Genomic DNA, 26,023 nt, shown 5'->3' with positions numbered 1-26,023 from the left:
ATAAGAGTGTTCTTTTAGGGAATGCTCTTATTTGTAAATAGAATATTCGATGTATTCAGAATCACGGTTGTTTACAAACCCATTTATACAGAAGATAAAGTTTTTTATTATTTGAATAGGTGTGTGGGGAGGAAATCAGTTGACCTATAATGGGGAGATTAAGCTAAACGGAGTAGCTTTTAAGACAGTGGCACTAAGAGGAGATAATCCAAAACAAGAATTGGCACATTGGACCATATCTGCTAACAAGGATTTTCATGCCAGAATTGAAGGGTATTTCCCAAGGTTATTAACTGCTGGACAACTAATCATTATCGAAACTACCAATTAATGATTGACCTCACAATAGAAGCCATTAAATAATTTAATATGAAATAACAAGAGTGTTCTTTTTAGGGAATGCTCTTATTTGTAAATAGAATAAAAAACAGAGAAGTCTTCAATTCGATGTATTCAGAATCACGGTTGTTTACAAACCCATCTATACAGGTGGTAAAGTTTTTTATTATTTGAATAGGTGTGGGGTGTAATTTTACATTCAATTCCCAATTGTATTAAGAAATGGTAATGACTAATAATTATAGAAGATTTCTCGTGTATTTACATAACCTAAGATTAAGAAAACAATTATCAGTAATATTTATTTTTATTCCACTATATGTAGTTGCTCAACCAGAGTTTAAGGAAATTACAGCGACATTTTCAGAACCTCTATCGTATTCTGACCAATCAAATTTTGTTATAGAAGGTAAACGAATTACTACGTTTTCTGGTTCAGGTATCGGTATTTTGCTCAATAACTGTCATAATGTTATTATTAGAAACTGTATAATTGGGCCAACAGCTCAAGAAGGTATTTTTATTTCCAACAGTTCTAATATCAGAATTGAGAATTGCAGTTTTGAAGGAAATATTACTGGTGTTTATGCTTTTCAAAGCAATGCAATTGGTATTTCTAACAATCAATTTTCAAATCCAAAAGGAGATCATAAAGGAGGGCCTCAAGGCCAAATTAAAGGAGCCTTCGTTCAATTCAACGGAGTTACGGGAGCAAATAATTACATTGCCCATAATGTCGGAGAATCCATATTAGGAATTAGTTATCCTCAGGATTTAGTTAATATGTTCCATTCTGGAGGTACAGAAGACAGTCCGTTGTTAATTTTTAATAACAAATTTAGAGGAGGTGGTACTTCGAGTTCGGGAGGAGGTATTCTTGTGGGAGATGGAGGAGAAGGAAATTACATTACGGTGCAAAATAATATTTTGATAAATCCAGGACAGTATGGATTAGGAATTGTAGGAGGTCATCACAATAAATTAATCCATAACATAGTCTTTGGAGAGGAACAATGTTTTACAAATGTTGGGCTTTATGTAGCAGATTTTTACAACAATAATAACTGTGAATTCAACGAAATAAAAGACAATCAGATATATTTTATCAATGGTATATGTGATTATACTTCCAATGGGACTAGTAGTGGAAGATGGATTCCTTCTGACCCTCAAAGTTCTTTTTCTTGTTCAAACCTGATCGTTGAAAATAACAATTGGGAAGCTTCTTACCTTAATGATAGCATTTTACCAGAAAATCTATTGATACCTGATAATATGTTATACTTATCATTAGATGATAATATTTTGGACAGTAGTGGAAATCAAATGCAAGGTAGAGTGAGAAATGTAGTATATGAAAGTACAGGTAAAGGATTATCTGCTTTTTTCAATGGAATAAATTCTTCTATTCAAATGGGTAATCGTCATTTGTTGACTCCTGGAAATAATAAAATTTCAGTTTCTGCATGGGTTAAGCCAGAGAACTTTGATCGTATGCAAGGCATTGCTCGTTCTGCAAACGCAGATGGTTTTAACAGTGGGTGGCGATTATTGATTGATGATTTGGGAAGATTTATGCCAAGAATAATTACTGAAGATATCCATATTTTCGATTACAGAGATGAGATTGTAACCGATGATGGGGAAATAGTATGTAATACTATAGCCTGTGATTATATAATACCTGGCAGTGCAAAAACTATTAATGGTGGTCATTTGCAAAAAGGACGATGGAACAATGTTGTTCTGACCTATGACGGAAAGAAAGCTAAAGTGTATGTAAATGGAGAATTAAGAAATCAAAGCGACTTAACAGGTGAAATTAAATATAATTTAAATACCCCAATGATTATAGGGCATGCAGGTGGGGCGCATTTTTTTGATGGAAATATAGATGAATTTAAATTATACAGAGGAGTGCTCAATGAGGAAGTAATACAAGAAAGCTATGAAAAGGATTTGGCATATTTTAACGGGGTCGTATTGAATTATGAATTTGATGGAGATGCCTCGGATTCTAGTATAAATGGTATTAATGGAGTTAAGGTAGGGGGAAATATCACTAGTACTAGTTTTAATACAATAGGTGGTGGGTATATTTCCTCGCCTAAGAATGAGAAATTGGAATTAAAAAAGAACTTTACAGTATCGGCAATTATAAAACCAGAGTCCTATTCTGAAGCTTCGGCAATTATTAGATCTCAAAATTCTCATGGCTATAGGGATGGATGGCGGATGATTTTGAATAATCAAAATTTAGTGCCAAGAATTACTACAGAAAATGGTTCAGCAGTAGTACATTGTGATGGAATAAAATTAAATGATTGGAATCATGTAGCTTTTTCCTATGATGGAAACGAACTAAAAGGATACGTGAATGGTGTTTTAAAATCGTCTGCATTAATAGAAGGAAAAGTCATCTATCCCAAAATAGAGAATATGTTGATCGCCAACGCAAATGGTGCAACTTTGTTTAATGGTGAAATTAATGATATAAGTATTTTTGATTTTGTGTGCACTGATCAGGAGATTAGTATACTTGCAGAAGAAGTTGAAAATTTACAATTTAAGAAAAGTAAGCCACAAGTCAACATTACAAAAAGTAGTGGAGGTAAATCGTTGAAAATATTCCCTAACCCTGTTTCTGGAGGGTTATTGCAATACTATTTACAAGATAATACCATCAAGAATGATAATGCTTCTGCCACTATCCAAATTTTTGACATAACTGGAAAAGTAGTGGTACGATTTTCCAATGTAAAATTGCAAAATGGTTTTAATAAACTTACTCACTTAAATTTGAAAAATGGAATATATTATTTAATGGTTAATACAGATGGGATTAAACATCTTAAAAATTTTGTAGTTAAAAACCATTTCTAACTATAGCGGATTTTAGGGATACTTACATTGCCACTTGTCTATTTTTAGAGTCTTTAGCAAAAAATCATATCGTCATTTTATCAACTAAAAAGGGCTTTTCTATATTACATGTTTATTTGATAGAGAGGAAGTAACTTAAAATTGTGCAGGAATTATTAGTAAGAATAAAATCTCTATATAAAATATATTCTCTGGCCAGAGGACAGACTTTGTATAGTCCTGAAGTCTATAAATATCCAGGAGTATAAACTAATATTAATTTTTAAATATCAAATCATGAATCGATTATCAAAATTTAAAGAAACAGCATTAGCAATAGAAGACCAGTCTGTATTGCTTTCTATGGAAGAAATGGATCAAACAGAAGGAGGAGGACTTATAGTAATTCCTATTGTGGTGTCTGTTGTGCTGTTTGGATTGACCATTTGGTCAAGAGTAGAAACAATTCAAATTAATGAGGGAACCGATCAGCGAGAAGCAGATACGTTTTGCCTTCAAACATGTCACGTCCGAGCTTTACAAAACGGAAGAACGTATTCTGGACATTCTTATTCTAATGGAAACTGTAGATGTAACGTTAGGTAAAAAATCTCTTAAGGATTTTCTGAAAAAGTTAATTTAAATTAAAAAAGATCCTCGGGGGCGTTAGTTCCTCCGGGGTATCTATTTGCTGCTATACCGCAAAAACATTTTATGGTAATTTATTGAATAAATTGCCAACAAAACTTTCTTAATCCTAAAAAAACAAAATAATGCAAAAGTATCAAGTTGAAGACCTTGAAGAACAAGTGTTGAGTGATGAGGCCAAAGAAGTCTTGGGAGTTGCTCCAGGTATTTTAATTCGATATGGTATAAGTATTGTGTTTATTACAGTTGTTATTTTGATTGCATTGAGTTATTTGATAAGATTTCCAGACAAGGTAACAGCCGAAGTATTGGTCATTTCCAAAAAGCCCCGGGCTTCTATCAAAGCAAAAAAGGATGGAGTAATAGAAAGACTTCAAGTTATAGATGGGGAAAGTATTTGTGAAGGGCAGGTACTGGGAGTTTTAGAGAGTACAGCACAATATGATGATATAGTAGAGTTTAAAGATTGGTTTTATACGATTAGGAGTCAATTTATAAAAGATAGTGTGGTTCCCTCAACAGTATCGATAAGAAGAACAAATTGGGATTTGGGAGGGCTTTCAGAAAGTTTTCAAGATCTATATAATAACATTCTTCAGTATCATATTTCAGAAAGAAAAAATCAGATTAGATTTAAAGAAATTGCACAAATTAAACAACGAATTTTGGTGCAACAACAATTGGATAAAGTTTTTTTTAAAAAACAACAATTGGAAAAAGAAAAGTTTGAACTGTTGCAGAAGCATTACAATGCAAATAAAGTTTTGACGGATAAGGAAATATTGACATCATTTGATTTTGACAAGGCAAAAGAGACTTACATAGCTGCACAATTAAATATGGCTAATCTAGAAGAGACAAGTGTCTTGAATACCTTAAAAAAGGAAGAACTTACACATGAGTTGGTAAAATTACATCAGCTAATAGAAGAAGAGATACTTGGTTCTTATAAGACTTTGATGAGTAGTATAATCAGTGTAGATAAATCTATAGATATTTGGAATAATGAAAACCTATTGATCTCGACGATCGACGGGATTGTGGAGTTTGATGGGTATTTGTCCCAAAAAGAACAGCTTTTAAACACTCAAACGGTTTTTACCGTGGTTCCACCAAAGGGAACAGGCTTCTATATATCTGCTCGACTGCCAGAAGCTAATTCATCTGAAGTTTCCGAAGGACAAACATTATTTATTGATTTTGCTAAATACCCTTCACATGAATATGGTAGGCTTCAAGGTGTAGTAACTCAAAAATCTGAAATAGTAAACGAAGATGGGTATTTTATTAAAATAGCATTAACCGACGAGAATGTTTCAGATTATGGTTACACACTTAAACTTACATCAGGAATGAAGGGCACTGCCACCATATATACGGATAACAAAAATTTATTTCAGCGATTGTTATCTATCTCGCAAACTATACTATCTGAATAAGAGAACTTTAAGAAAAACTATGTGATTTTAATCATCTCTATAATGAATGTTTATCAAAAAACAATTAAGAAAATACTGCTAGGGGTCTTCTTTCTAATTTATAACTTCTCTTTTATTTATGGTCAAAATCCAGCTTGGAGTTTTGAAAAATGTTTGTCATATACATTACAAGAAAATAATACAATTGCATTGGCTAATTTAAACCAAGAGCGCACACAACTTGCATACAAAGAATCTAAATTAGATTTTTTACCATCCGTTAGTGCATCTGGAGGATATAATATTGCAATAGGTAGATCGATTGACCCTTTGACTAATGACTTTACGACAGAGACTATATCCTCTTTAAATCTAGGGAGTTCGATCAATTTGAATGTGTTTAATGGATTTAGAGCTTACAAAAATTTGAAAATAAGAAAATTGAATTTAAAAAGAGCCGAACTACATTCAACAAGTCAAAAAGGAATAATTAGTATCGAGCTCCTCGAACAATTTATAAATACCTTGTTTTTGAAGGAGCAAATACATATAAATAAACAACTTCTACAAAACTCTAAACAACATGAATCTTTGATTAAGAATCAGATAGAAACGGGGGTGTTTTCTGGAGGAACTTCAAATAAGGAAGTGATTTTGAATAGTAAAGCTGATGTTGCAGATAGCGAAGCTAAACTTCGAAATAGCATTGTTTACTATAATACAGCAATACGGAATCTTAAATTGATGATGAATTATCCTATCGAAAGCAAATTGCAAATCAAAGATATCTTGATACAAAACCCTGATAGCACGCAACTTCCAACCTTTGATTATGTCTGGAGCCAAATCTTACAAAATCATCCTGAAATGAAAGCAGATGTTATAGAAATGGAGACAAAAAAACTTGAAATAAGCTTAGCGCAATCTAATAATTACCCTAGTTTAACAGCTTCTTACGCTATAGGGAGTGGATATAGTAGTGCACTTCAAAATTCTATTATCAGCCCTACTGGAGAGGTGTCTTTTGAAAATGTTCCTTTTAATGAACAAATAACTAATAACTTAAATCAATCTATCGGTTTGAGTCTTAATATACCTTTGGAGAGGCTGTATAAAAACAAATCACAATATAAGGAAGCTCAGATAGCTTACCAAGAGGAAATAATTAATCAAAAGTATGAAAAACATCGCTTGTTTAATGATACTCAAGAACTTTATTTGTCTATTATGGATGCTTATCATACATATGAAATTGAAGGAATCAAAGAGTTAGCGGCCAAAGAATCTTTCAGAGTTATCAACGAAAAAAGGATATTAGGTCTGGTAAATTATGTTGTGTTTTTTGAAGTCAAAGATCAATTACATCAAGCGATTATTCGCAAAAACAAAGCTAAATATGAATATTGGTTGAGAGTGAATAGGTTGCGCATATTTACAGGGCAAAAAATTGAGTTTTAAACAATACTTATTAATAGAAAAAATCTAATGATGATAAGAAATAATAATTTTCCTTTTTACAAGCAATTGGATATGATGGATTGTGGACCAACTTGTATCCGAATGATTGCCAAATATTATGGAAAGAGTTATTCTCTGCAATATCTGAGAGAGATTACGAATAAAAGTAAGACAGGAGTTACTTTAATGGCATTAAGTGATGCATCTGAAAAAATAGGGTTAAAAACACTCGGTGTTAGATCTACATTAGAACTTATTCAAAAAGAAAATACGGTTCCTTTTGTTGCTTTTTGGAATCAAAACCATTTTATAGTAGTATATAAAATTACCAAAAACAAAGTTTACCTAGCAGATCCAATGCAAGGAAGGTTGGTAATGAATAAAGAGGAATTCAAGAAAAATTGGTACAGGAATCAAGGAGACTCAAATCATCAAAATGGTATAGCATTACTAATAGAGCCTACTCCATTGTTCTATGAGCTTGATATGGACATCAAGAACGCTGATATCTCCCGAAAAATTAATTTTACTTTTTTTGCTAAATATTTTTTGCCCTACAAGAATTTGATATTTCAAATATTGTTGGGGATGGTTTTAGGTAATATTTTTACATTGATCGCTCCTTTTTTAACACAATCCCTTGTTGATGATGGTATTGGTAGTAAACAAATGAATTTTGTTTACATGATTTTAATTGCTCAATTGATGGTGTTTTTTGGACAGACCAGCGTATCTATAATAAGAAGTTGGTTAGTACTTCATTTATCTACTCGAATCAACATAGCAATCATTTCTAGTTTTTTGATGAAATTAATGAAACTACCATTAGGTTTTTTTGATCGTAAAAATCTGGGGGATATTTTGCAACGTATATATGATCACAAAAGAATTGAATCTTTTATTTCGGGACAATCACTAGAGATACTCTTTGCGATGTTTAATCTAATTGTTTACAGCTTTATAATTCTTAAGTATAGTAATCAATTATTTTTTGTATTTGTTGGATTTAGTATTGCAAATATTGCGTGGGTACTTTTGTTTCTAAAGCAAAGAAAGAATCTGGATTATAGTAGGTTTAATGCTTCTTCGGCCAATCAAAACTCTGAAGTAGAGTTGATACAGGCTATGCAGGAGATAAAATTAAATACTTCTGAAAAATACAAAAGATGGCAATGGGAACGTATACAAATAAGATTGTTTAATGTAGCAAAGAAAACATTGGGGTTAGAACAACTACAAAATAATGGAGCTCTTTTAATTTCAAGATTGCAAGATATTGTAGTAACCATTTGGGCAGCAAAAGAAGTAATAGAAGGAGATATGACTTTAGGAATGATGATGGCAGTAACTCAAATTTTGGGTCAATTAAATGCTCCCATATCTCAATTTGTAAGTTTTATACAACAAGGCCAGGATGCCAAAATAAGTTTAGAAAGATTAGGGGAAGTTCATAACCTCCCTGAAGAAGAGAAATCTGAGAACCTTATAACGAATATACCAGATAGACAAGATATCGTTTTAAAGAACTTATCTTTTAGTTATGATAATGCTAAGACATGGGTTTTGGATAATGTTAATATAAGAATTCCTTATGGAAAAACTACCGCTATTGTAGGAGAAAGTGGTAGTGGTAAAACTACACTTTTAAAATTATTATTAAAGTTCTACACACCTCAAAAAGGAGATATTTTCTTAGGAGATGTTCCTTTAGAATTGATTAACCCTAGTTCCTGGAGAAAAAAATGTGGTGTTGTGATGCAAGAGGGGTATATCTTTTCAGATACTATTGCTAATAATATTGCTATCGGAATTGTGACTCCAAAAACAGAAAACCTTTTAGAAGCTATTGAGATAGCTAATGCAAGTAATTTTGTAAAAAGTTTACCTCTTGGCTATCACACAAAAATAGGATCTGAAGGTAAGCAACTTAGTACTGGGCAAAAGCAAAGGTTAATGATTGCAAGAGCTGCATACAAAAAACCAGATTTTTTATTTTTTGACGAAGCTACAAGTTCTCTGGATGCAAAAAATGAAAGAGAGATAAGTGAGAAATTGAATGTCTTTAACAAAAATAGAACTGCGATTATAATTGCTCATCGTCTTAGTACCGTAAAAAAAGCTGATCAAATTATTGTACTTGATAAAGGAAAAGTAGCAGAACTAGGAACCCATGAAGAACTTTCTTTACAAAAAGGAATTTATTATAATCTAGTAAAAAATCAATTAGAATTATCTAATTCGTAATGAAGGTATTTTTTTTGACCTAAATGAATTAAATGAAACCTATGAAATCGAAAGCAACGAGAATACATTGGACAAAAGAAGGTAATATAATATCAAATCCAGTAGCTACTTTACATAATTTCATAAAAGCACTTGATTTACCTGTAACCTTAACAACTGTTAGAGATAAAGTCACAAATAAAAGACAAGTTCCGATAACTGAACTTACAAATGCATTAAGTAGCTGGCATGTAGAGAATATAGTTGTCCGTTTTGAAAAGACGCAAACCGAATTTAAAAAAACTGAGTTTCCTGCAATAGCACTTACAAAATCATCATTAAATGGAATAAAGCTTTCTAAATATGTTCTTGTTCTGGAGATGGATAAAAATAATGTAATAACTTTGGTAGATTCACTTAAGGGAGTAGTACGAATGTCTTATGATGATTTTTCAAAAATTTGGACAGGTGTATTGTTAATGGCAGCTACTAATCCAGTATCTGGCGAATATAATTATAAAGAAAACAGGTTAAACGAAAATTTAATAAAAATCCGAAGAGGTTTGAATACAAGTATTATATTTTTACTATTCTCGGTTTATATTTGGTTATCAATTCAGGCTCAAGATTTCCCTTCTTGGATTTCTATTTTGACCTTTGTTTTTAAAATTATTGGATTAGGATTTTCTCTACTTATTTTCCTTAAACTAGTTGGAAAAGGTTCGGATGCGTTAAATAAGTTGTGCAACTTAAATGGAAAAACAAGTTGTGATGAAGTGCTCAATTCTAAAGGAAGTACAATATTTGGGATTAAAATTGTCGAAATAATATTGGTTTATTTTACTACCACCCTCATAACACTTTTTATTGGTTTATTTTCCGTAGAGCCATATGGTATATTTTCTTTGCTTAGTATATTAGGGGTAATTCCTGCTATATTTTCCTTGTATACATTATTTCTTCAGATTTTTGTTATCAAGCGATTATGTATACTTTGCTTAGGAATTTCAATTTCAATTTATCTTGATTTAATTCCATTGCTTAGTTTCTATCAATATTTATCAATGCCAGATATTATTGATGGAATAATATTATTGTTTAGTGGTGGGCTTACTGCTGTTGTTTGGTTTAATTCAAGGCAGGGTATTGGTCAAAGAGAAAAAATATTTCACTTACAAGATAAGATAGAAAAAATTTATAGTGAACCTTATTATGTTGAACATATACTAAATAATGGAAGAGAAGTAAAAGGATCTCAAATGAAAGGAGATTTGATTTTGGGAAATCCAGATGCTTCTAATACTATATTGATGATAAGTAGCACTTTTTGCGTGTATTGTGCAGAAAGATATCATCAGATAACCTCTTTAATGTATCATTTGAAAGACGATATCCAAATCAGAATACGATTAATACCATCTACATTGATACAGGTAGATGAAGAATTGAATCATCTCTCTGATGTTTTTAATAATGGTACACAAAAAGAAAAACAACATATTCGAGAGAACTTAGGGAATACAGAAAACGATTGGAAGCGAAGGTTGTTAGAAAGGAATAATGAAATTACATTAAAAAATATGGTTACAAAAACTATCGTTAATATGGTTTTGAATGAAGGTAAGAATTTTGAGGCGCATATAGCATTAAGTGATTGGTATACAAAGGGAAGAGTAAAAGAAGAAGATATAAAAGAATGGATTTCAAAATATCCTATTTCTGGTTCTGTTAAATATGATGACGAACAAATAATGATTGAAAATTTGGAATGGCTAAAAAATAATGATATAACAGCCACTCCAACTATGATCATTAATGATAGGATATTTGAAAATTACGAGATGGATTATGGAGACATTATTTATTATTTAAGAACACTTAATTTTTAAAGTTTATCCTTAAGGTTTATGATAATGACAATATCAAATTTTGTATTTTTCAGGTAAGAATAACCCTGTATTAATATTACCGATTTGCATAGAATTGCATTTAACATAGTTCTTTTTAGTCTTTTCTCGTATTCCATACACTATTCAATGAATTACGAAAATAACCTATTGACTAATGCCATTCAAGAGGTAAAAACCCAAGAGCAGGTAGACACCATAGGAAAATCTTATATCAATCTAGCAAAGCAATATTTAAATTCAAATCCGGATAGTACTTTACATTACGCTCAAAAGGCTTTAAACATTGGGCTTACAAATAAAGATAGTTCTCTTATAGGGTATGGTAATTATTATTTAGGAAAGTCCTATTTCTACCAGAGAAAGTTTCAAGACGGGTTCAAGTTTTTAAGAGAATCCTATCAAATTGCAGCCAAGGCTTCAGATAGTTTATTAATCATAAAATCTGGAATCAACCTGATCAATTACTCAAACATAGCTGGAGATTTTAACGAAGCGCAGAAAGTTTTTAACGAAACCATCAACGTAGCAATAGCATATAATGATCCTGAATATATACTGATTCTTAATGCTAATATGGGAATATTATATGACGCTATAGACGAGTACGATTTAGCCTTACATTATTATACAGAAGCTTTAAAAATTGCTTTGAGTGCAGATTATAGAAAACAAAGAAGTGCTCTATTTAATAATATCGGAACAACATTTATCAGCAAACAGGATTATAATAGTGCGATAGAATACCTCAAAAAAGCCTTAAAGATTCATATAGAAGACAATAATTGGAATAAACTAGCAATGGTTTATAATAACTTTTCTGATATCTATTTAAAAAAGAAAGAATATGATTCTGCCTTATATTATAGTAAGCAAGTTCTCACTATTGCAAAGAAAGAAGAAGTATCGACAGGAACATTGAATTCTAACTATTGTAATCTAGGAGAAATATATCTTAGAAAAAATGAAGCTGAGCTTGCTCGAATGTATTTAGACACTTCAGAGCAAAGAGCCATAAAGTTTAATGACATTGATGTTTACCCGGAAACTTTATTGCTGAAATCACAGTGGAATGAAAAATATGGGAATTTGGAAAAAGCTATCCTATTACTAAAAAAACATTTTCAATATAAAGACAGCACATATAAGAGCAACAGAATTATTAATACGTTAAACAAAGAATACGAAACAAATCTAGAAAGCCAAAAAGAAAAAATCTTTGATTTAGAAGTCTTATATGACAAGCAAAAAATCAAGACTAAATCTCTTGGCTTATGGATATGGGTAGCTTCTTTTATCATTTTAACCTTTATAATTTGGGGTTATATTTTTTACATACGAAGCAAATCAAAAGAATTGGCCATTTTAAAAGAAGCTGCAGAAAACAAATTAGAAGCTTTACAAAATCAAATGAATCCTCATTTTGTTTTCAATTCTTTTAACGCCATTCAACATCATATAATCACTTCTAACAAAAAAAAGGCCAGTGAATACCTCGTTAAAATATCGAAACTCATAAGAAATATATTAAGTAATTCTTCAAAAATGGAAATTGATTTTGAAGAAGAAATCGAGCTTCTTAAAAATTATGTAGAATTAGAGGCAATGCGGTTTCAAGGGAAGTTCACCTATGATTTTAATATTAGCGATGAATTATTAGAAGAAAACCCAACTATCCCCTCTATGCTTCTACAACCAATTATAGAAAATGCGATTATTCACGGATTAGCCAATAAGCATACAGATGATGGCAAACTGATCATATCAGCAGAAACCACAGAAATTAATTCTATCTTGTTTACCATTACAGACAATGGAATTGGGAGAAAAAAAGCCCAAGCAATCAAGAAGGCTAAAGCGTCTTTGATGCATCATGCCTCTATAGCCGAAAATAATATCAAAACCAGATTACAGATTTTAAAAAAAATAGGATATCCCAATAACAAAATCACTACCGAAGATCTTTATACAGATCAGAATATTCCTTCTGGAACCAGAGTTTTGTTAGAAATTAATAAAATTACGTAATGACACACCTTATAAATGCTCTAATTATAGACGATGAACCTAGCGGAAGAGATATTTTGGCATTTTTGCTGAAAGAAAACTTTCCTGAAATTCAACTTATAGGAACAGCTTCTAATCTAGTTGAAGGAAAAGCCCTTTTGTTAAATGAGAAACCCTCTATTGTTTTTTTGGACATAGAAATAGGTTCACAAACAATTTTTGAACTTTTAAATGAAATTGAAACCATTGATTTCCAAATCATATTCGTAACAGCATATGAAAATTATGCTATTCAAGCTATAAAATTTATGGCAATAGATTATATTTTAAAACCCATAGATGAAACCTTATTTGTAGAATCAGTTAACCGAGCTCTTAAAAATGTAGCAACTCACCAAACACATTTGATGTATAAGGGGCTCATAGAAAATTATCACCAAACTGAATTTGATAAACAAAAAATTGCTTTGATAACTTCGACCGGATATGAATTAATTTTGATTAAAGACATATTGTATTGTCAAGCAGAAGGCAGTTATACCACCTTCTATATAGATTCTTTAGAAAAAAAAATGGTATCGAGAAATTTGAAACACTATGAAAATTTACTAATTAAATTTGATTTTTTCCGAGTTCATTCTTCATATCTAGTCAATCTAAGAAGAGTAAAAAAGATTCTTCATATAGATGGAGGGACTTTGGAGATGGAAAATGGTGCTAAATTTCCTATCTCAAGGAATAAGAAAAAGGAATTATTAGAAAGGTTGAAAATATAATTTGATTAAAATGACAAAGGCACTCTCTTTGTCAAGAGAATGCCTTTTTGAATTAGCCCCAATGACAACCTTCTAATCTATAAAAGGCTAAACAAAGTTCTTATTACCAATTGGGCCAAGCACTAAATTGTTCACAATAAATAGCATTATCATCGCCCTGAAGCTGTGAATTAGTTTGACCTATATAAGCAGCATTCATAACATTTTTTGGAGTAAAAAATAGTTGAGGATCATCCCCATTGTCAAATTGTTCTAATAATAATGTTCCTGTATGACCAAGTCCAAAAGCATGTCCAATCTCATGAACCGCAACATGAGCGATATCAGCAGTTCCATTACGAAGTTCTTCTAAGGAAACAGGAGTTTCTATTACCCAGTTAAATCCGGCATTAAACCAAATCTCTACAGAGTTAGTGTCTATTTTACCATCATTGTTAATATCGGTAGGTTGTCCGTTTTCATCAAAAAATGCCAACGTAAGAGCTACTCCCAATGTACGCTCGGGATCGCTTCCTATAACTGGAAACAGTCTTGATTGAACAAAACCAAGTACATTTATATCTGTTTGTGCTCCTCTGGGAGGCCCTCCTATACCCAAGAACCTACTAGGCAATCCAACCTCTGCAAAATTGAGAGGAACCTTATCTACTACAACATTGTTACAATCTGTAGTCTGTTCCCATATATCAAAAGCTATGTCAAATACAAAATCATAATCTATACCATTATCCACATTAAAAGGTACGGTGCCATATGTTATATTTTCTCGACCATCTCTTCTGGGATCTCTCGGCACAAATCTAAATCCATTTCTAGCTAAATTTTGTGAAAGTGCAGGATTGATAAAAATTCTACTTTGATCAACATGTCCTGTTTGATTAGTTATATCTTCGGGGGTTACTGCATTAAAAAATTCTATTTGACCAATTCTGGCTCCACCAAAATCTATTTCGAATAATTCTTCTAAACTGTTTACATTTTGAATAGCCCATTGTACACCTTCTGGATTAAGTTGGTGTCTAGCAATTGACTGTTTTGCACCATTAGATTCAATAGCTTCAACAAAATCACTAGAACAAGATACAAACAAACTAATAAGGAGAGATAAACTAATTATCCATAAAATAGAGATAAGACTATTTAAACTAACTATAAGCTGATTTTGTGTTTTCATAATAAACAAAAATTAATTAATTATAAATTTGTGTGAATGTAAGTGGTGAATTACCGAATAATTAGATCTGTATACAACCACAAATTGATTATTTGTAGTGCCGATTTCTTGATTGGTGGTTTTGATTTGAAATAGGTCTGCAACTCTATCTAAACGAATTTGTTTACAAACTCAACCGAAGATATTTTGAGTGAAAACTAATTTGATAGACTGGTACTAGCAAAAATAGGGAAGCCTTCAGAATTATACGATTGTTAGTAAAAAGGATATTCGATTTTCTTGATTTTTTATAGCGCAGTAATTTAGGTTTAAAATGCATTTTGTTCTTTCAGAAGGTTGTTCACAAACCAAAAATGGCTTTTTGCAAATCGAGAAGATCCATAACACTTGCAAGTTGTAATTTTGCGGTCGAATTTTTAAAACCTGAAATAATGAAAAAATTAATTTTAATTACTATGCTTTTGGCAGCACTGGTTGGATGTCAAAATGATGATGCTAATTTTTTTGAAGAGAAATCAAGACAAAATAATTTACTTCAAATTGAAGAGACTTTTCCTAAACCAAATGTGAAAATTTTATCTTCCGAAGTAATAAGAATGAAAAAAAGAAGCGAAAATGAATTTCCATACTTAACTGTAGCAGAGGTGGGTACGCCAAATGGTCAATTGCCAACATTGACAGAATATACACCTTATACTACTATGGATTTTTTTTTCGAAACAGAAGTTGGGAGCACCGTTCAAGACTGGCGTAATTCATCAATTGAAAAAAAAGTTTTAACCGAAGGACTTATCGATTATAGAGGAGCGGCAGAAGATAATTTTGCTTATTTAATGGAAATTACAAGTGGGTATAACCAATCTACTGTAGAAATTACAAGTGAAATAGATTTAGGAACATATCAAATCATTGCGGTAGTTTATTACTGGGATTTTGAAGAATCTGATTGGGTAATGGTATCGAGAGAAGTCAATTCTTTGGATACATCAACTAATAGTAATATCACTTCTTTTGTTTTTGAAGGAGATGAAAGGGATCGAATATACACTATAGTTTCCAGATTAAGAGTTAAAAGTACAGCTCCAGATTCAAATACATCACCTTATGAAACCTTATTAGATATTCACTCAAACCCTATCTTAATTGAGGGAACAGGAGACACATATATTCCTACAACAAAATCAGTTAATCCTTTCATAAATCCATCAACAAGCGTACAGTCAATATTCGACTATGTTAGTTCGGAAATAAATTATGAAACTGAATTAGGTGATTTCACAACTTATGATAAGCTTACCAAAGACAGAATCATTTCTACCAAAGGAATCTATTCTCTGGATATTTTAGGAAATAGACCAACACCATTTAGCAATGAAATACGCATATCAAATAGAGCAAATCAGGCAAACATAGATGTTGAGTTTTTTATTCAAGAAGCAGGGGAGTTTTGCAATTGCTTTGCAGAAACCTATATATATAATATTGATGAAAATCAAAATTTAGAATTGATACAATCTGATACATCTACTTTTAATAAAAGTGATCGTTATCGTTACTCATATAAAATAGATGATAATGATAGAAATCAAAAATTTCATGTAGTAACACGAATTGTGAATCAACAAAGTGATGCGATGGTTAGAACACAGAGTGGTACTATATTTATTGAAGGAATATAACTATTGAATTGGGAACTACGATATGTAATTTATTTATTGATAAAGAACAAATTCTTTTTCGAATACTAGATTTATATATCAAGCTCATATTTACTATTAAAACTCATAGTGTATTTAGAAAAAGTTATGCATATTGCTGAATACCAGTAAATTGTTTTGACCATAAAACAAGCCAAATGCACAACTTTGGAACAAAGTACAAGGAAATTTTAAAGTTTTCAATATTGTAGAGCCTAAAATGAACTATTTGTATCAAATTCGTACTTCCAAATTATCTGATAAAGAGTTGATAGTTTTTAATTTAATTGAAGAGTATATGAGTATTGGCATCGAATATCAGCTTTTCAGCATATTGCCGGAGAGTTTGAGTTCTAAAATAGAACGCGAAGTGTCTATAACCTAAGAACGCTAAAACTATTTGCTTTTTTGGAGCATATTAGAGCGCAGTTATTCAATGAGTTTGAAAACTACTTTATTGTTGATAGCATGCCTTTAGAGGTGCGGTGTTTAAATTATCCAAAAGTTCACGATCGAAATTTGTAAAGAAGTATAGTGTCCATACATAAGTCCGGACAAAGGGTATTGCGCCTCACATTTCTAATTATTATTGATCTAAATTACACGCAGTATGTTCAGTAAATGGAGTATTTAGGAGTTTAGATATAAGTCCAGTTTCTGTACATGCACATGCTGTCAACTATTTAAAAGATGTTCACCATCAACTCAGCAATTGAACACCAATTGGTGACAGAGGGTATACCTCTGCAGAGATACAACTCGATTTATTTGAGACTTGTAAGATCAATCTAGACACTCCTATGAGAGCAGATCGAATTATCTATAAAAAACAATCGTACGTTTTTTGAAAAGCTAGAAAACGAATTGAAACTCTTTTTTTACAACTATGCGACCAATTTATGATACGAAGAAATTATGCCAAATCATTCGAAGGGTTTAAAACCAGAATATTGATTAAGGTAACTACAATGACCGTTATACAATACATTAACAAATTTGTATTCAATCGAAATATTGACAATTTAAAAGTTAACCTAAACTAAATGCATTACGGGTTATTAAAATTTAAATAATAAATAAACACTAAACACAATGAGTTTTTTTGAGAAAATCAAAAACAGATTAAGTATTGGCGGGGTTAAATTATCGATAACAATACCTGAAGAAGTTAAAAAAAGTGACTATGTAATTAATGGGAAGATTCATTTTACGACGAAAAGTGATCAAGATGTTGTTTCTTATTCTGTAAAGTTAGTAGAAGAATTAACTATAGGAAGAGGAAATAAAAAGAAAACGCATAAGTTAGAAATCGGAAAGATTGAACAGCGCAATAGTTTCATAATTAAAACCGGTGAACAAAGGGAAATTTCCTTTGATTTACCTTTTGAGCTGTTAAAATCTAATAATGAAGAATTAAAAGAAAAAGGAGGAGCTTTAGGCGTATTTGGTCAATTAGGATCTTTTGTAAGTAATGAGCAATCAAAATATTTTGTTGTAGTAGATGTGGTTGTAAATAGTGCTTTTTTAGATCCTATGGAAGAAAAGCGAGAAATAAGACTTGTTTAATAGAATTATTAAGGATGCCTTAATTGAAAACTAATAATCAGAAGATAGGTATGTAGGTTAAACCCTGGATGAAGTCCCACTTTCTTGGAAGCTCTCTAATTTAAACTTAACCATATCTAATTATGGAAAGCGCTTTAAAATGTTAAATATAGATCATGAATTTTAAAAATGACTTAGATGATTACATTCTTATTATGATAAAGAATGTAATCAAAATATTTTACCCTATCTCCTTAGATGATAAAATGAGCTTAGAATTCTCTATAGAGCTTTTTCTGAATTATTAAAAATAGTTAAATACTCAGATTAAATGTTAATTTTTTTAACAATACATTATGGCAATAACCTTACTCTAATCTTTTTATTTAGTATTTAGTCAGTGGTTAAACTACACTTTAAAAATGTAATCAATTGTTGTTAAGGGCTATGTTAATTAGTAAGCTACAATTGATTGATGATTGATGGTGTCCAATGCTTTAAAATGAAATTGATTAATTTAAAATTTCTTACACAGTATTCTTGTGTTATAATAACCTTAAAACCTAAATGTTATGAACAAAAAAAAGATTTCGCGCCGTCAATTCGCAAAAAAAACGTCGATAGCAGGAGTTTCAATGGCGGTTCTGCCACACGTTATGAAATCAGAAACTAATTCAAACAAGAATCAAGGATATGATTATATAGTGGTAGGGTCAGGAGCTGGAGGAGGGCCTTTGGCCTCAAATTTGGCAAGACACGGGTTTAAAGTACTTGTATTAGAAGCTGGTTCCAAAGATCCTAAAACAGATACCTATAGAATTCCTGCTTATCATACTTTTGCTTCAGAGGATAAAGATTTATCTTGGAGTTATTATGTAAAACATTATTCGGGAGAGCGAGCTACTTTAGATAGCAAATATGTTCCTAATAAAGGAATTTTATATCCTAGAGGAGCTACTATTGGTGGATCTACTGCGGTTAATGCTCTTATCACAGTATATCCACATGCAAGTGATTTTGAATATATAGCAGATCTAACGGGTGATCATTCCTGGAGAGCACCTAACATGAGGAAGTATCTTACTTATCTCGAAAACTGTGAATATTTGAGAGAAGATGAAGCACTTGCAGAAGGCCATGGAGTTGACGGTTGGTTACCAACAAATTATAATAATTTTAATATTAATACTTTATTAGATAATGCCGCTACTGGTGGTGTTATTTTGTCCAATCTAGCAAAGCATGGGCGTAATATTACGGATTTATTATTTAATGAAAAGTCATTTGATGTTAATCAACGTTCTTTCGAACAAGGTGCAGAAGGAGCAATACTTGTTCCCCAATGTATGGATCAAAAATCTCAGCGACATGCAGTAAGAGAGTTTTTATTGGATACAGCAGAAAAGTATCCTGAGAACCTTACGATAATTACCGATGCATTGGTTCAAAAGGTAGTTTTCAATGAAAACAATGAAGCAATCGGTGTGGAATATATCAAAGGTAAAGGACTATATGAGGCCGATCCTGATTTTAATGAAGATAAACCGGTTAATGATCCTGTTTTTGTTCAAGCCAGTAGAGAAATTATCCTTTCTGCAGGAGCATTTAACACTCCACAAATTTTACAATTATCTGGGATAGGAGATACCGATTTTTTAAGTAAAAATGGCATAGATACAGTAGTGGATTTACCTGGAGTAGGTAAAAATCTTCAAGATAGATATGAACTAGGAGTAGTATATGAACTTAAGGGAAGAATACTTAGTGACTGTACTTTTTCTCAAGACGAAAGCGATCAATGTCTTAATGACTATAATAATGATGCCTCTGGAGCCTATACGGGTAATGGAGCAATTTCTGCAAATATTATTCGTAGCAATCCTGATTTACCAGATCCGGACTTGTTTAATTTTTGTTTAACTACCGATTTTAGAGGATATGCTCCTGGATATAGTAATGCTATAGTAACTTCAAAAGATAAACTTACTTGGGCAATTCTGAAAGGGCATACCAATAATACAGGAGAAGTAAACATTAAAAACAAAGATCCAAGGTCTACTCCTGATATTAATTTTAAATATTTTTCGGACGGCGAAAATATTAAAGATGGCGACATGGATGCATTATTGGCAGGGGTTGATCATGTTAGAGATATTATGAGTTCGCCCTTAGTAAATCTTACTATAGAAGAAGAAGTTTGGCCAGGAGAAGGGTTAACGGATAAAAATGAATTAACAGAATTTATTGCAAATGAAGTTTGGGGGCATCATGCATCTTGTACTTGTAAGATAGGAAATGGAGATGATAAATATGATGTTTTGGATAGTAATTTCAAAGTGAGAGGAGTCGATAAACTTAGAGTTGTAGATGCATCGGTTTTTCCTAAGATCCCTGGTTTTTTTATTGTTACACCTATATATTTAATTAGTGAAAAAGCTACAGATGCAATACTTGCCGATGCTGGGGTTGAGAGAAAAGATAATTTGCTTAGAAGTGGAATTCGTAGTTTCGTAAGGAAGCGAAATGACAATAAACTTCAAAATATAGAAGCAGTAGCTTTCCCTAATCCTTTTACTGATAATCTGGAATTTAAAATAGGTAAAGAGCTATATGAAAACGAAAGTGTAGATGTAAGTATAATTAATCTTTCTGGTCAGATTGTAAAGAAAAAAACAATAACTAATCTAAAGCAAAACAAAATATCTTTAGATGTATCAAATTTATCTTCTGGGAACTACATTTACTCTCTTTTATTTAGTGGAGGTGTTTCTAAAACAGGTAAAATCAATAAGAGTATATAAAATAATTAAATTTAAAATCTTGAGATAAATCAAAATTAAGGGTCAATTAATAATTACAAATTCCTTTTTAAAGAACTTTTTACAAAAACTTTCAAAACCTATTTACAATTATGAAATATTTTTTTTAAGCATAATCATCCTGTTTTTATATTCTTGCAAAGACGAAGATAGCGATGAATACATAAATTTAGAAACCAAAAACGATACTGATATCACGGATGAAGGTCTGCTGGCTTTTAGAAAACAAGGGGTAATTGACGAAGGAGCTGCTTGTGCTAATTGTCATGCTCCTGATGGTTTAGATTTGGCTTATATTAATTTTACAGATAATGATTTACGAAGAGTTGCTATGCCTCATTTACAAAATGAAGAAGATGTTGAAAACATTGTAATTTTAATTAATAGACTTAGGACTCAATACAACATTACCCCCAAAGATCCTTTTGAATTCAGGCCTTTTCAACCTGGGGGAATTGTACTCCCAGGTAATTCACCTATGGAAAGGGATTTAAACTTTGGGAATCAACTTGTCGATAAAGGGTTTAGATTTGCTACAGTTCCAATAACTACTATCGAAGAGGCACTTGCACAGAGAGATGAGTGGTTAAATTTAATCGTAAAAAGTCTTCCGATCGGTATTCCGTTGAATAGGTGGAGTGAAGACCCTCACCATGGAGAAGAGCATCGAACCATTGCAGAATGGCTTCCTTTTGCTCCAGTTTTACCAATAGATAAAGAAAAAGAAAAAGAGTGGTATTTAATTCAGGATGAGTATATTAAAAACTATAATTTTCTTAACTTTTTTACTCTTTTTAATATGTTCACCTTTAAAAGCCCCCTTTAAACTTTCTATAAACGAATTACAAACTCATCAGAGTGTTTTAAGAATTTGCACTAACCACTTATAAATTTTAATCAACAAGGATTTACAAAGACATATAAATTTATGAAAAAGTTCAAAAGCATCATTTTAATGAGCTACATCCGAATAGTTAGTTATTAAATAAGCGTTTAATCGAAACAAACAAAATTATTATTATGAAAAACTCATTTTTTGTGTTACTAATAGGTTATTTTTTAGTAGCCTCCTGTCAAAGAGACAATATTGAAGATACCGTTTCTATAAATGAACAAATTGATCCACCATCTGTTGAAAACATAACTTCAAAATCATCTCAACTAATTAAATATGTTTACGTGGAAGATGTAGACATTAAAAGTGGAGAATTATCCCTGGATTGGCATGAAGTTAATGACCTTATTTTTGCAGACTTTAGATTAAATGGAATACTTTATGATAGCTGGATATCAGAACAAGAAAAAGAAATTATTCTTGACCCTTCAACAAATTTAATAGCTTATTTGTACCCTTTAACCGATTATGGACAACGTGCTATTGATCATCATCCATATGTTACTGGGGCTATGGGTAATCAGGAAGACAAATTAAGACCTAAATTTTTATGGGGCATAAATAGTAGTTTTATTCCGCATGGGAATCCCTGGATAAGCTCTTTTGTTGTCATGAAAGAATGGTGGGATGATAAATATTATGATAGTTCTAAACCAAGTACCCACTCGTCAAGACAAAATTTTGCACGTACCTTGGGCCCGGCTTTTTTTAAAGAAAATTATTATTTAAAATTAGTATATGAAGGACCTAAGGTTAGATAAGATAATTTAAAATTCTATATGTTAAATATTCTTTCTTTACCTTTTTTTATATCAAAGGATAAAGAAAGAATATTCACACTTTTTGTTTTACAGAGTATTGCTACTAAAACAGCTACTCCAAACAATGAGTTCAGTGTTGACTTTTTCTATGATATTAGTGTAATCAACTCGTGGATATCAAAGTAAAGATTGTATCCAGGATATTGCATTTTCAAAATCATTAAATCTTTTAAAAGGTTTTTTTACAAATATTTCTTCTACGGCTGCATTAGTATCACTTAAAGGTCTATAGGTAACTACCGCAAAACCAGCAAAATTATTCATAAAACTCCCTTTACATGCTAAATGATCTAAAGGACTTATCGAATACGAATTTACCCTGTTGGAAATATACCCAAATCTTTTTGATCCATATATTTCTGTACCCAAATCTAGAATTTCTTCAAAATCTTCTAATTGTACATTAACCCCTTCTTTCATTTCTCCAATAATAAAACCTTCGTAAAAATAAAATGTTCCAATCCCTTTTAAGAATTGGTCTATAAAATTGTACTTTTTATGTAATTGTAAATATGTTTCCATTTGGCTAAACTAATCCTTATGTTTTTGTATTAAAAAGATAATCAATGTGTTATAGTGTAAAACTAAATGCTTCTACCCACTTTTACCCTACCCTCCAATATCTTATGAATAACTAAAAATAAGATGTGCCTTAAAAAAGGAGAGAATCAGAGAGTAATAGTTTTTGATTAAACTAATTAATTAATACTATTCCAATTAAGTATTTATTAAACTTTATGAATGAATCATAGTAACCATACTAAAAATACAGCTTATAAATAACTTTACTTTCTAATTTTATCTATTAGATAGAAAAAAATCCAACACTCGAACTAAAAAAGTAATAATATACGACTCTTTTGTGAAAATACTTTTTTTTTAAACAAAAATCACTTAAATACTTGGTTTTAAGCAATTTTTATCAGAATTAAAATGACTATTATTTCGTTTAGATCATAATACGTTACTTCCATTTATTTTAATTTTCCTTAATTCATCGATTAAATTCTTTGCTCCCGATTTTTCTGATTGTAATTCCTTTATAGTACTCCCCATTTTTAAGACAGCCAGTGACCTCCTCCCAGATTTACAAGCGAAGAATAATAAAAAAGATGGTTCAACTTTAAATCTTGTTTTTTTTTATAACAGATTCTGTTTTTTTCACCACAGCATGTAAGTTATTTTACAAAACACACCATCTAAAAATCCAAATTAACAATTTACAAAGTTCAAGATATCTATCATTTTCACTCTACATAATTTTGCACCCGATTTAGAACTCAAAAACAGCATAACCAACTCACAAACAATAAAATACACTTTTGAAAATTGCATTTAAGTCTATATAAAAGTGAACTAAATTACTCTTTAAAAAAACAAAAAAAATGATACGTTTATTTTTAAAATCGTTTCTTCTACTTATTACTTTTGGAATATTACAAAGCTGTCAAAATGATACCGGAGAACAATTTGAAGAACTGGAAAACTTGAATACAGAGGAGAAACAAACTCCAGAATTAGCATACCCTAATATGTTAGGAGAGATTACAACGGTATTATACGAAGAACAGGAATTCATCGTTGAAAAAATTAATGATGATTATGTTTTTGAAGGAGATATTCTTATCCCTAGCGAAAGCTTACAAAAAAGTGCGGGTCGCTCCAATAAAGTAAGACGGTGGATCAATGGAATAGTTCCTTATGTAATTGATCCAGCATTACCCAATCAACAACGTGTTACGGACGCAATAGCACATTGGGAAGAAAAAACAACTTTACGTTTTGTATTAAGAACAAATGAAAGTGACTATGTAAACTTTCGACCTGGCAACGGATGCTCTTCTTTTGTAGGTCGCATAGGAGGTATTCAAAATATCACTCTAGATACGGGTTGTACAACAGGTACTACTATTCATGAAATTGGTCATGCCGTTGGTCTATGGCATGAACAATCCAGAGCAGACAGAAACCAACATATCATTATCAACTTTAATAATATCCCTCCACATAATCAATTTAACTTTCAAACATATGTGCAACAAGGGACTGATGGCCAGGAATATACTACAGATTTTGACTTTAACAGCATTATGATGTACGGACCATTTTTCTTTTCTGCTAATGGACAACCTACGATTACAAAACTAGACGGTTCTACTTATCAATTTCAACGAGATGGCCTTTCTGAAGGTGATATTAAAGGTATTGAAGCCATGTACGACAATATTTGGCTTAAAGAATATGCTATTGGTGCCGGTGGTTGGAAAGTAGAAAGAAACCCTAGAGTAACGGGAGATGTAAATGGTGATGGACTAGACGATGTTGTTGGGTTTGGAGAAAACAGTGTGCTCGTTTCATTATCAAATGGAGGTGTATTTTCTCCTTCACAAGAATGGAGTAAAAGCTTTACGTTTTCCAGTGGTTGGACTCAACAACACCCAAGAACCGTAGCTGATGTAAATGGAGATGGGAAAGCTGATATCGTCGGATTTTTCAAAGATGCTGTATATGTTTCTTTGTCCACAGGTAATGGGTTTTCTTCTGCAACCAAATGGAGCCAAAGCTATACCTACAATAGTGGATGGAGAATAGCAAAGCACGTAAGAAGACTAGCCGATGTAAATGGAGATGGAAATGCAGATATTGTAGGATTCTTCAAAGATGCTGTATACGTTTCTTTATCCAACGGAAGTAGTTTTTTACCCGCAAAAGTTTGGACCAATAATTATACAGTAAATCATGGGTGGGAAGTAGATAAGCACCCCAGAGTTCTGGCAGACGTAAATGGAGACAATAATGCGGATATTGTAGCATTTGGACAAAACTCCGTATTTGTGTCTTTATCCGACGGAATTACTTTTAAGTCTGGACAAGTATGGTCTACCAATTACACCTATGCCAACGGTTGGAGAACAGATAAACATGTTCTTACTGTTGCCGATAATGACGGTGATGGAAATGCAGATATTATCGCCTTTGGGCAAAACAGAGTAGAGATTGCAGAATCTAATGGCTCCAGCTTCGGAAATCCATTAATATGGATAAGTAATGATTATACATATGAAAAAGGAGGATGGAGAGTTAAAGATCATATTAGAGCAACTGGAGATTTTGATGGAGATAATAATGGGGATATAATTGGTTTTGGCCAGGGAGCTGTATATGTATCCTTGGGCAATTAATACAGAACTCGGATATCTAATAACAAGATATCAATATTTCACATCGCAATTAAATAAAAAGGCGGTATCCTTATCGGGATGTCGTCTTTAATTTAATTCATAAACAAAAAAATGCACTTCAAAAACTCAAAATCACCAATTATAAATTCAAAAGAACACTTCATCAATTACAACTTCTCGTTACAAATAATTAATCGGTTATTGAGTTCTGTTTTTAAATGCTAATTATTAACATTAACCCATATCAACTAC

General features: G+C 31.6%; 17 protein-coding genes and 1 pseudogene. 16 read left to right on the top strand and 2 right to left on the bottom strand.

Annotated features, from left to right (window positions below):
* The first annotated feature begins 121 nt into the window (after positions 1–121).
* From ACXAGJ_RS23020 to ACXAGJ_RS22980, 9 genes are all read left to right on the top strand, one after another.
* Complete coding sequence (locus ACXAGJ_RS23020; RefSeq protein ID WP_474843333.1) at positions 122–331, top strand: hypothetical protein; 210 nt, start codon at positions 122–124, stop codon at positions 329–331.
* A 236-nt stretch (positions 332–567) separates the two neighbouring features.
* On the top strand, positions 568–3,222 hold the full coding sequence (locus tag ACXAGJ_RS23015; RefSeq protein ID WP_474843331.1) for a LamG-like jellyroll fold domain-containing protein: 2,655 nt from the start codon (positions 568–570) through the stop codon (positions 3,220–3,222).
* Positions 3,223–3,498: 276 nt separating this feature from the next.
* A complete protein-coding gene (locus ACXAGJ_RS23010; protein ID WP_474843329.1) occupies positions 3,499–3,807 on the top strand; it encodes a hypothetical protein in 309 nt (102 codons plus the stop codon).
* A gap of 167 nt (positions 3,808–3,974) precedes the next feature.
* The gene (locus tag ACXAGJ_RS23005) at positions 3,975–5,288 is read left to right on the top strand and encodes an HlyD family secretion protein (protein WP_474843327.1); all 1,314 of its coding nucleotides are present in this window, start codon (positions 3,975–3,977) and stop codon (positions 5,286–5,288) included.
* Positions 5,289–5,330: 42 nt separating this feature from the next.
* The gene (locus ACXAGJ_RS23000; RefSeq protein ID WP_474843325.1) at positions 5,331–6,725 is read left to right on the top strand and encodes a TolC family protein; all 1,395 of its coding nucleotides are present in this window, start codon (positions 5,331–5,333) and stop codon (positions 6,723–6,725) included.
* 27 nt (positions 6,726–6,752) lie between these two features.
* Positions 6,753–8,969: a peptidase domain-containing ABC transporter gene (locus ACXAGJ_RS22995; protein WP_474843323.1), complete on the top strand. Its 2,217-nt coding sequence runs from the start codon at positions 6,753–6,755 to the stop codon at positions 8,967–8,969.
* Positions 8,970–9,010: 41 nt separating this feature from the next.
* Entirely contained in the window at positions 9,011–10,837 is a 1,827-nt protein-coding gene (locus ACXAGJ_RS22990; RefSeq protein WP_474843321.1) for a vitamin K epoxide reductase family protein, read from the top strand.
* Between the two features lie 147 nt (positions 10,838–10,984).
* On the top strand, positions 10,985–12,883 hold the full coding sequence (locus tag ACXAGJ_RS22985; RefSeq protein WP_474843319.1) for a tetratricopeptide repeat-containing sensor histidine kinase: 1,899 nt from the start codon (positions 10,985–10,987) through the stop codon (positions 12,881–12,883).
* The gene (locus tag ACXAGJ_RS22980) at positions 12,883–13,638 is read left to right on the top strand and encodes a LytR/AlgR family response regulator transcription factor (protein ID WP_474843317.1); all 756 of its coding nucleotides are present in this window, start codon (positions 12,883–12,885) and stop codon (positions 13,636–13,638) included. Before ACXAGJ_RS22985 ends, ACXAGJ_RS22980 begins: the two co-directional genes overlap by 1 nt.
* A 103-nt stretch (positions 13,639–13,741) precedes the next feature.
* Here ACXAGJ_RS22980 and ACXAGJ_RS22975 read toward each other — a convergent pair whose 3' ends face one another.
* Positions 13,742–14,812 carry a matrixin family metalloprotease gene (locus tag ACXAGJ_RS22975; protein ID WP_474843315.1) on the bottom strand — a complete coding sequence of 357 codons (1,071 nt, stop codon included), beginning with the start codon at positions 14,810–14,812 and terminating at the stop codon, positions 13,742–13,744.
* Positions 14,813–15,243: 431 nt separating this feature from the next.
* Between ACXAGJ_RS22975 and ACXAGJ_RS22970 the strand changes: the two genes are divergently transcribed.
* The 6 genes and pseudogenes from ACXAGJ_RS22970 (at position 15,244) to ACXAGJ_RS22945 (ending at position 22,529) form a co-directional block, all read left to right on the top strand.
* Positions 15,244–16,491, top strand: coding sequence for a hypothetical protein (locus ACXAGJ_RS22970; protein ID WP_474843313.1), 1,248 nt, complete (start codon positions 15,244–15,246; stop codon positions 16,489–16,491).
* A 176-nt stretch (positions 16,492–16,667) separates the two neighbouring features.
* Positions 16,668–17,552: pseudogene (locus tag ACXAGJ_RS22965) on the top strand (IS982 family transposase).
* Between the two features lie 49 nt (positions 17,553–17,601).
* Complete coding sequence (locus ACXAGJ_RS22960) at positions 17,602–18,075, top strand: sporulation protein (RefSeq protein WP_474843311.1); 474 nt, start codon at positions 17,602–17,604, stop codon at positions 18,073–18,075.
* Positions 18,076–18,626: 551 nt separating this feature from the next.
* On the top strand, positions 18,627–20,855 hold the full coding sequence (locus tag ACXAGJ_RS22955; protein ID WP_474843309.1) for a GMC oxidoreductase: 2,229 nt from the start codon (positions 18,627–18,629) through the stop codon (positions 20,853–20,855).
* Between the two features lie 349 nt (positions 20,856–21,204).
* On the top strand, positions 21,205–21,699 hold the full coding sequence (locus tag ACXAGJ_RS22950; RefSeq protein WP_474843307.1) for a hypothetical protein: 495 nt from the start codon (positions 21,205–21,207) through the stop codon (positions 21,697–21,699).
* Positions 21,700–21,893: 194 nt separating this feature from the next.
* Positions 21,894–22,529 (top strand): hypothetical protein, encoded by a 636-nt coding sequence (locus ACXAGJ_RS22945; RefSeq protein ID WP_474843305.1) that lies wholly within the window; start codon positions 21,894–21,896, stop codon positions 22,527–22,529.
* 177 nt (positions 22,530–22,706) lie between these two features.
* On the opposite strand, the gene ACXAGJ_RS22940 is transcribed toward ACXAGJ_RS22945, so the two are convergent.
* Entirely contained in the window at positions 22,707–23,111 is a 405-nt protein-coding gene (locus tag ACXAGJ_RS22940) for a hypothetical protein (RefSeq protein WP_474843303.1), read from the bottom strand.
* An 863-nt stretch (positions 23,112–23,974) separates the two neighbouring features.
* Here ACXAGJ_RS22940 and ACXAGJ_RS22935 point away from each other — a divergent pair.
* Positions 23,975–25,771 carry a M12 family metallopeptidase gene (locus ACXAGJ_RS22935; RefSeq protein WP_474843301.1) on the top strand — a complete coding sequence of 599 codons (1,797 nt, stop codon included), beginning with the start codon at positions 23,975–23,977 and terminating at the stop codon, positions 25,769–25,771.
* Positions 25,772–26,023: the final 252 nt, after the last annotated feature.

The organism is Aquimarina sp. AWH4_224 (assembly GCF_056160245.1).
Note: the sequence above shows the minus strand (reverse complement) of the source record. Positions and strands in the feature narration are given on the sequence as shown.

Coding starts and splice junctions, on each gene's coding strand:
- ACXAGJ_RS23015 (WP_474843331.1), top strand. CDS start 568: ATGACTAATAATTATAGAAGATTTCTCGTGTATTTACATAACCTAAGA.
- ACXAGJ_RS23010 (WP_474843329.1), top strand. CDS start 3,499: ATGAATCGATTATCAAAATTTAAAGAAACAGCATTAGCAATAGAAGAC.
- ACXAGJ_RS23005 (WP_474843327.1), top strand. CDS start 3,975: ATGCAAAAGTATCAAGTTGAAGACCTTGAAGAACAAGTGTTGAGTGAT.
- ACXAGJ_RS23000 (WP_474843325.1), top strand. CDS start 5,331: ATGAATGTTTATCAAAAAACAATTAAGAAAATACTGCTAGGGGTCTTC.
- ACXAGJ_RS22995 (WP_474843323.1), top strand. CDS start 6,753: ATGATGATAAGAAATAATAATTTTCCTTTTTACAAGCAATTGGATATG.
- ACXAGJ_RS22990 (WP_474843321.1), top strand. CDS start 9,011: ATGAAATCGAAAGCAACGAGAATACATTGGACAAAAGAAGGTAATATA.
- ACXAGJ_RS22985 (WP_474843319.1), top strand. CDS start 10,985: ATGAATTACGAAAATAACCTATTGACTAATGCCATTCAAGAGGTAAAA.
- ACXAGJ_RS22980 (WP_474843317.1), top strand. CDS start 12,883: ATGACACACCTTATAAATGCTCTAATTATAGACGATGAACCTAGCGGA.
- ACXAGJ_RS22975 (WP_474843315.1), bottom strand. CDS start 14,812: ATGAAAACACAAAATCAGCTTATAGTTAGTTTAAATAGTCTTATCTCT.
- ACXAGJ_RS22970 (WP_474843313.1), top strand. CDS start 15,244: ATGAAAAAATTAATTTTAATTACTATGCTTTTGGCAGCACTGGTTGGA.
- ACXAGJ_RS22960 (WP_474843311.1), top strand. CDS start 17,602: ATGAGTTTTTTTGAGAAAATCAAAAACAGATTAAGTATTGGCGGGGTT.
- ACXAGJ_RS22955 (WP_474843309.1), top strand. CDS start 18,627: ATGAACAAAAAAAAGATTTCGCGCCGTCAATTCGCAAAAAAAACGTCG.
- ACXAGJ_RS22950 (WP_474843307.1), top strand. CDS start 21,205: ATGCCTCATTTACAAAATGAAGAAGATGTTGAAAACATTGTAATTTTA.
- ACXAGJ_RS22945 (WP_474843305.1), top strand. CDS start 21,894: ATGAAAAACTCATTTTTTGTGTTACTAATAGGTTATTTTTTAGTAGCC.
- ACXAGJ_RS22940 (WP_474843303.1), bottom strand. CDS start 23,111: ATGGAAACATATTTACAATTACATAAAAAGTACAATTTTATAGACCAA.
- ACXAGJ_RS22935 (WP_474843301.1), top strand. CDS start 23,975: ATGATACGTTTATTTTTAAAATCGTTTCTTCTACTTATTACTTTTGGA.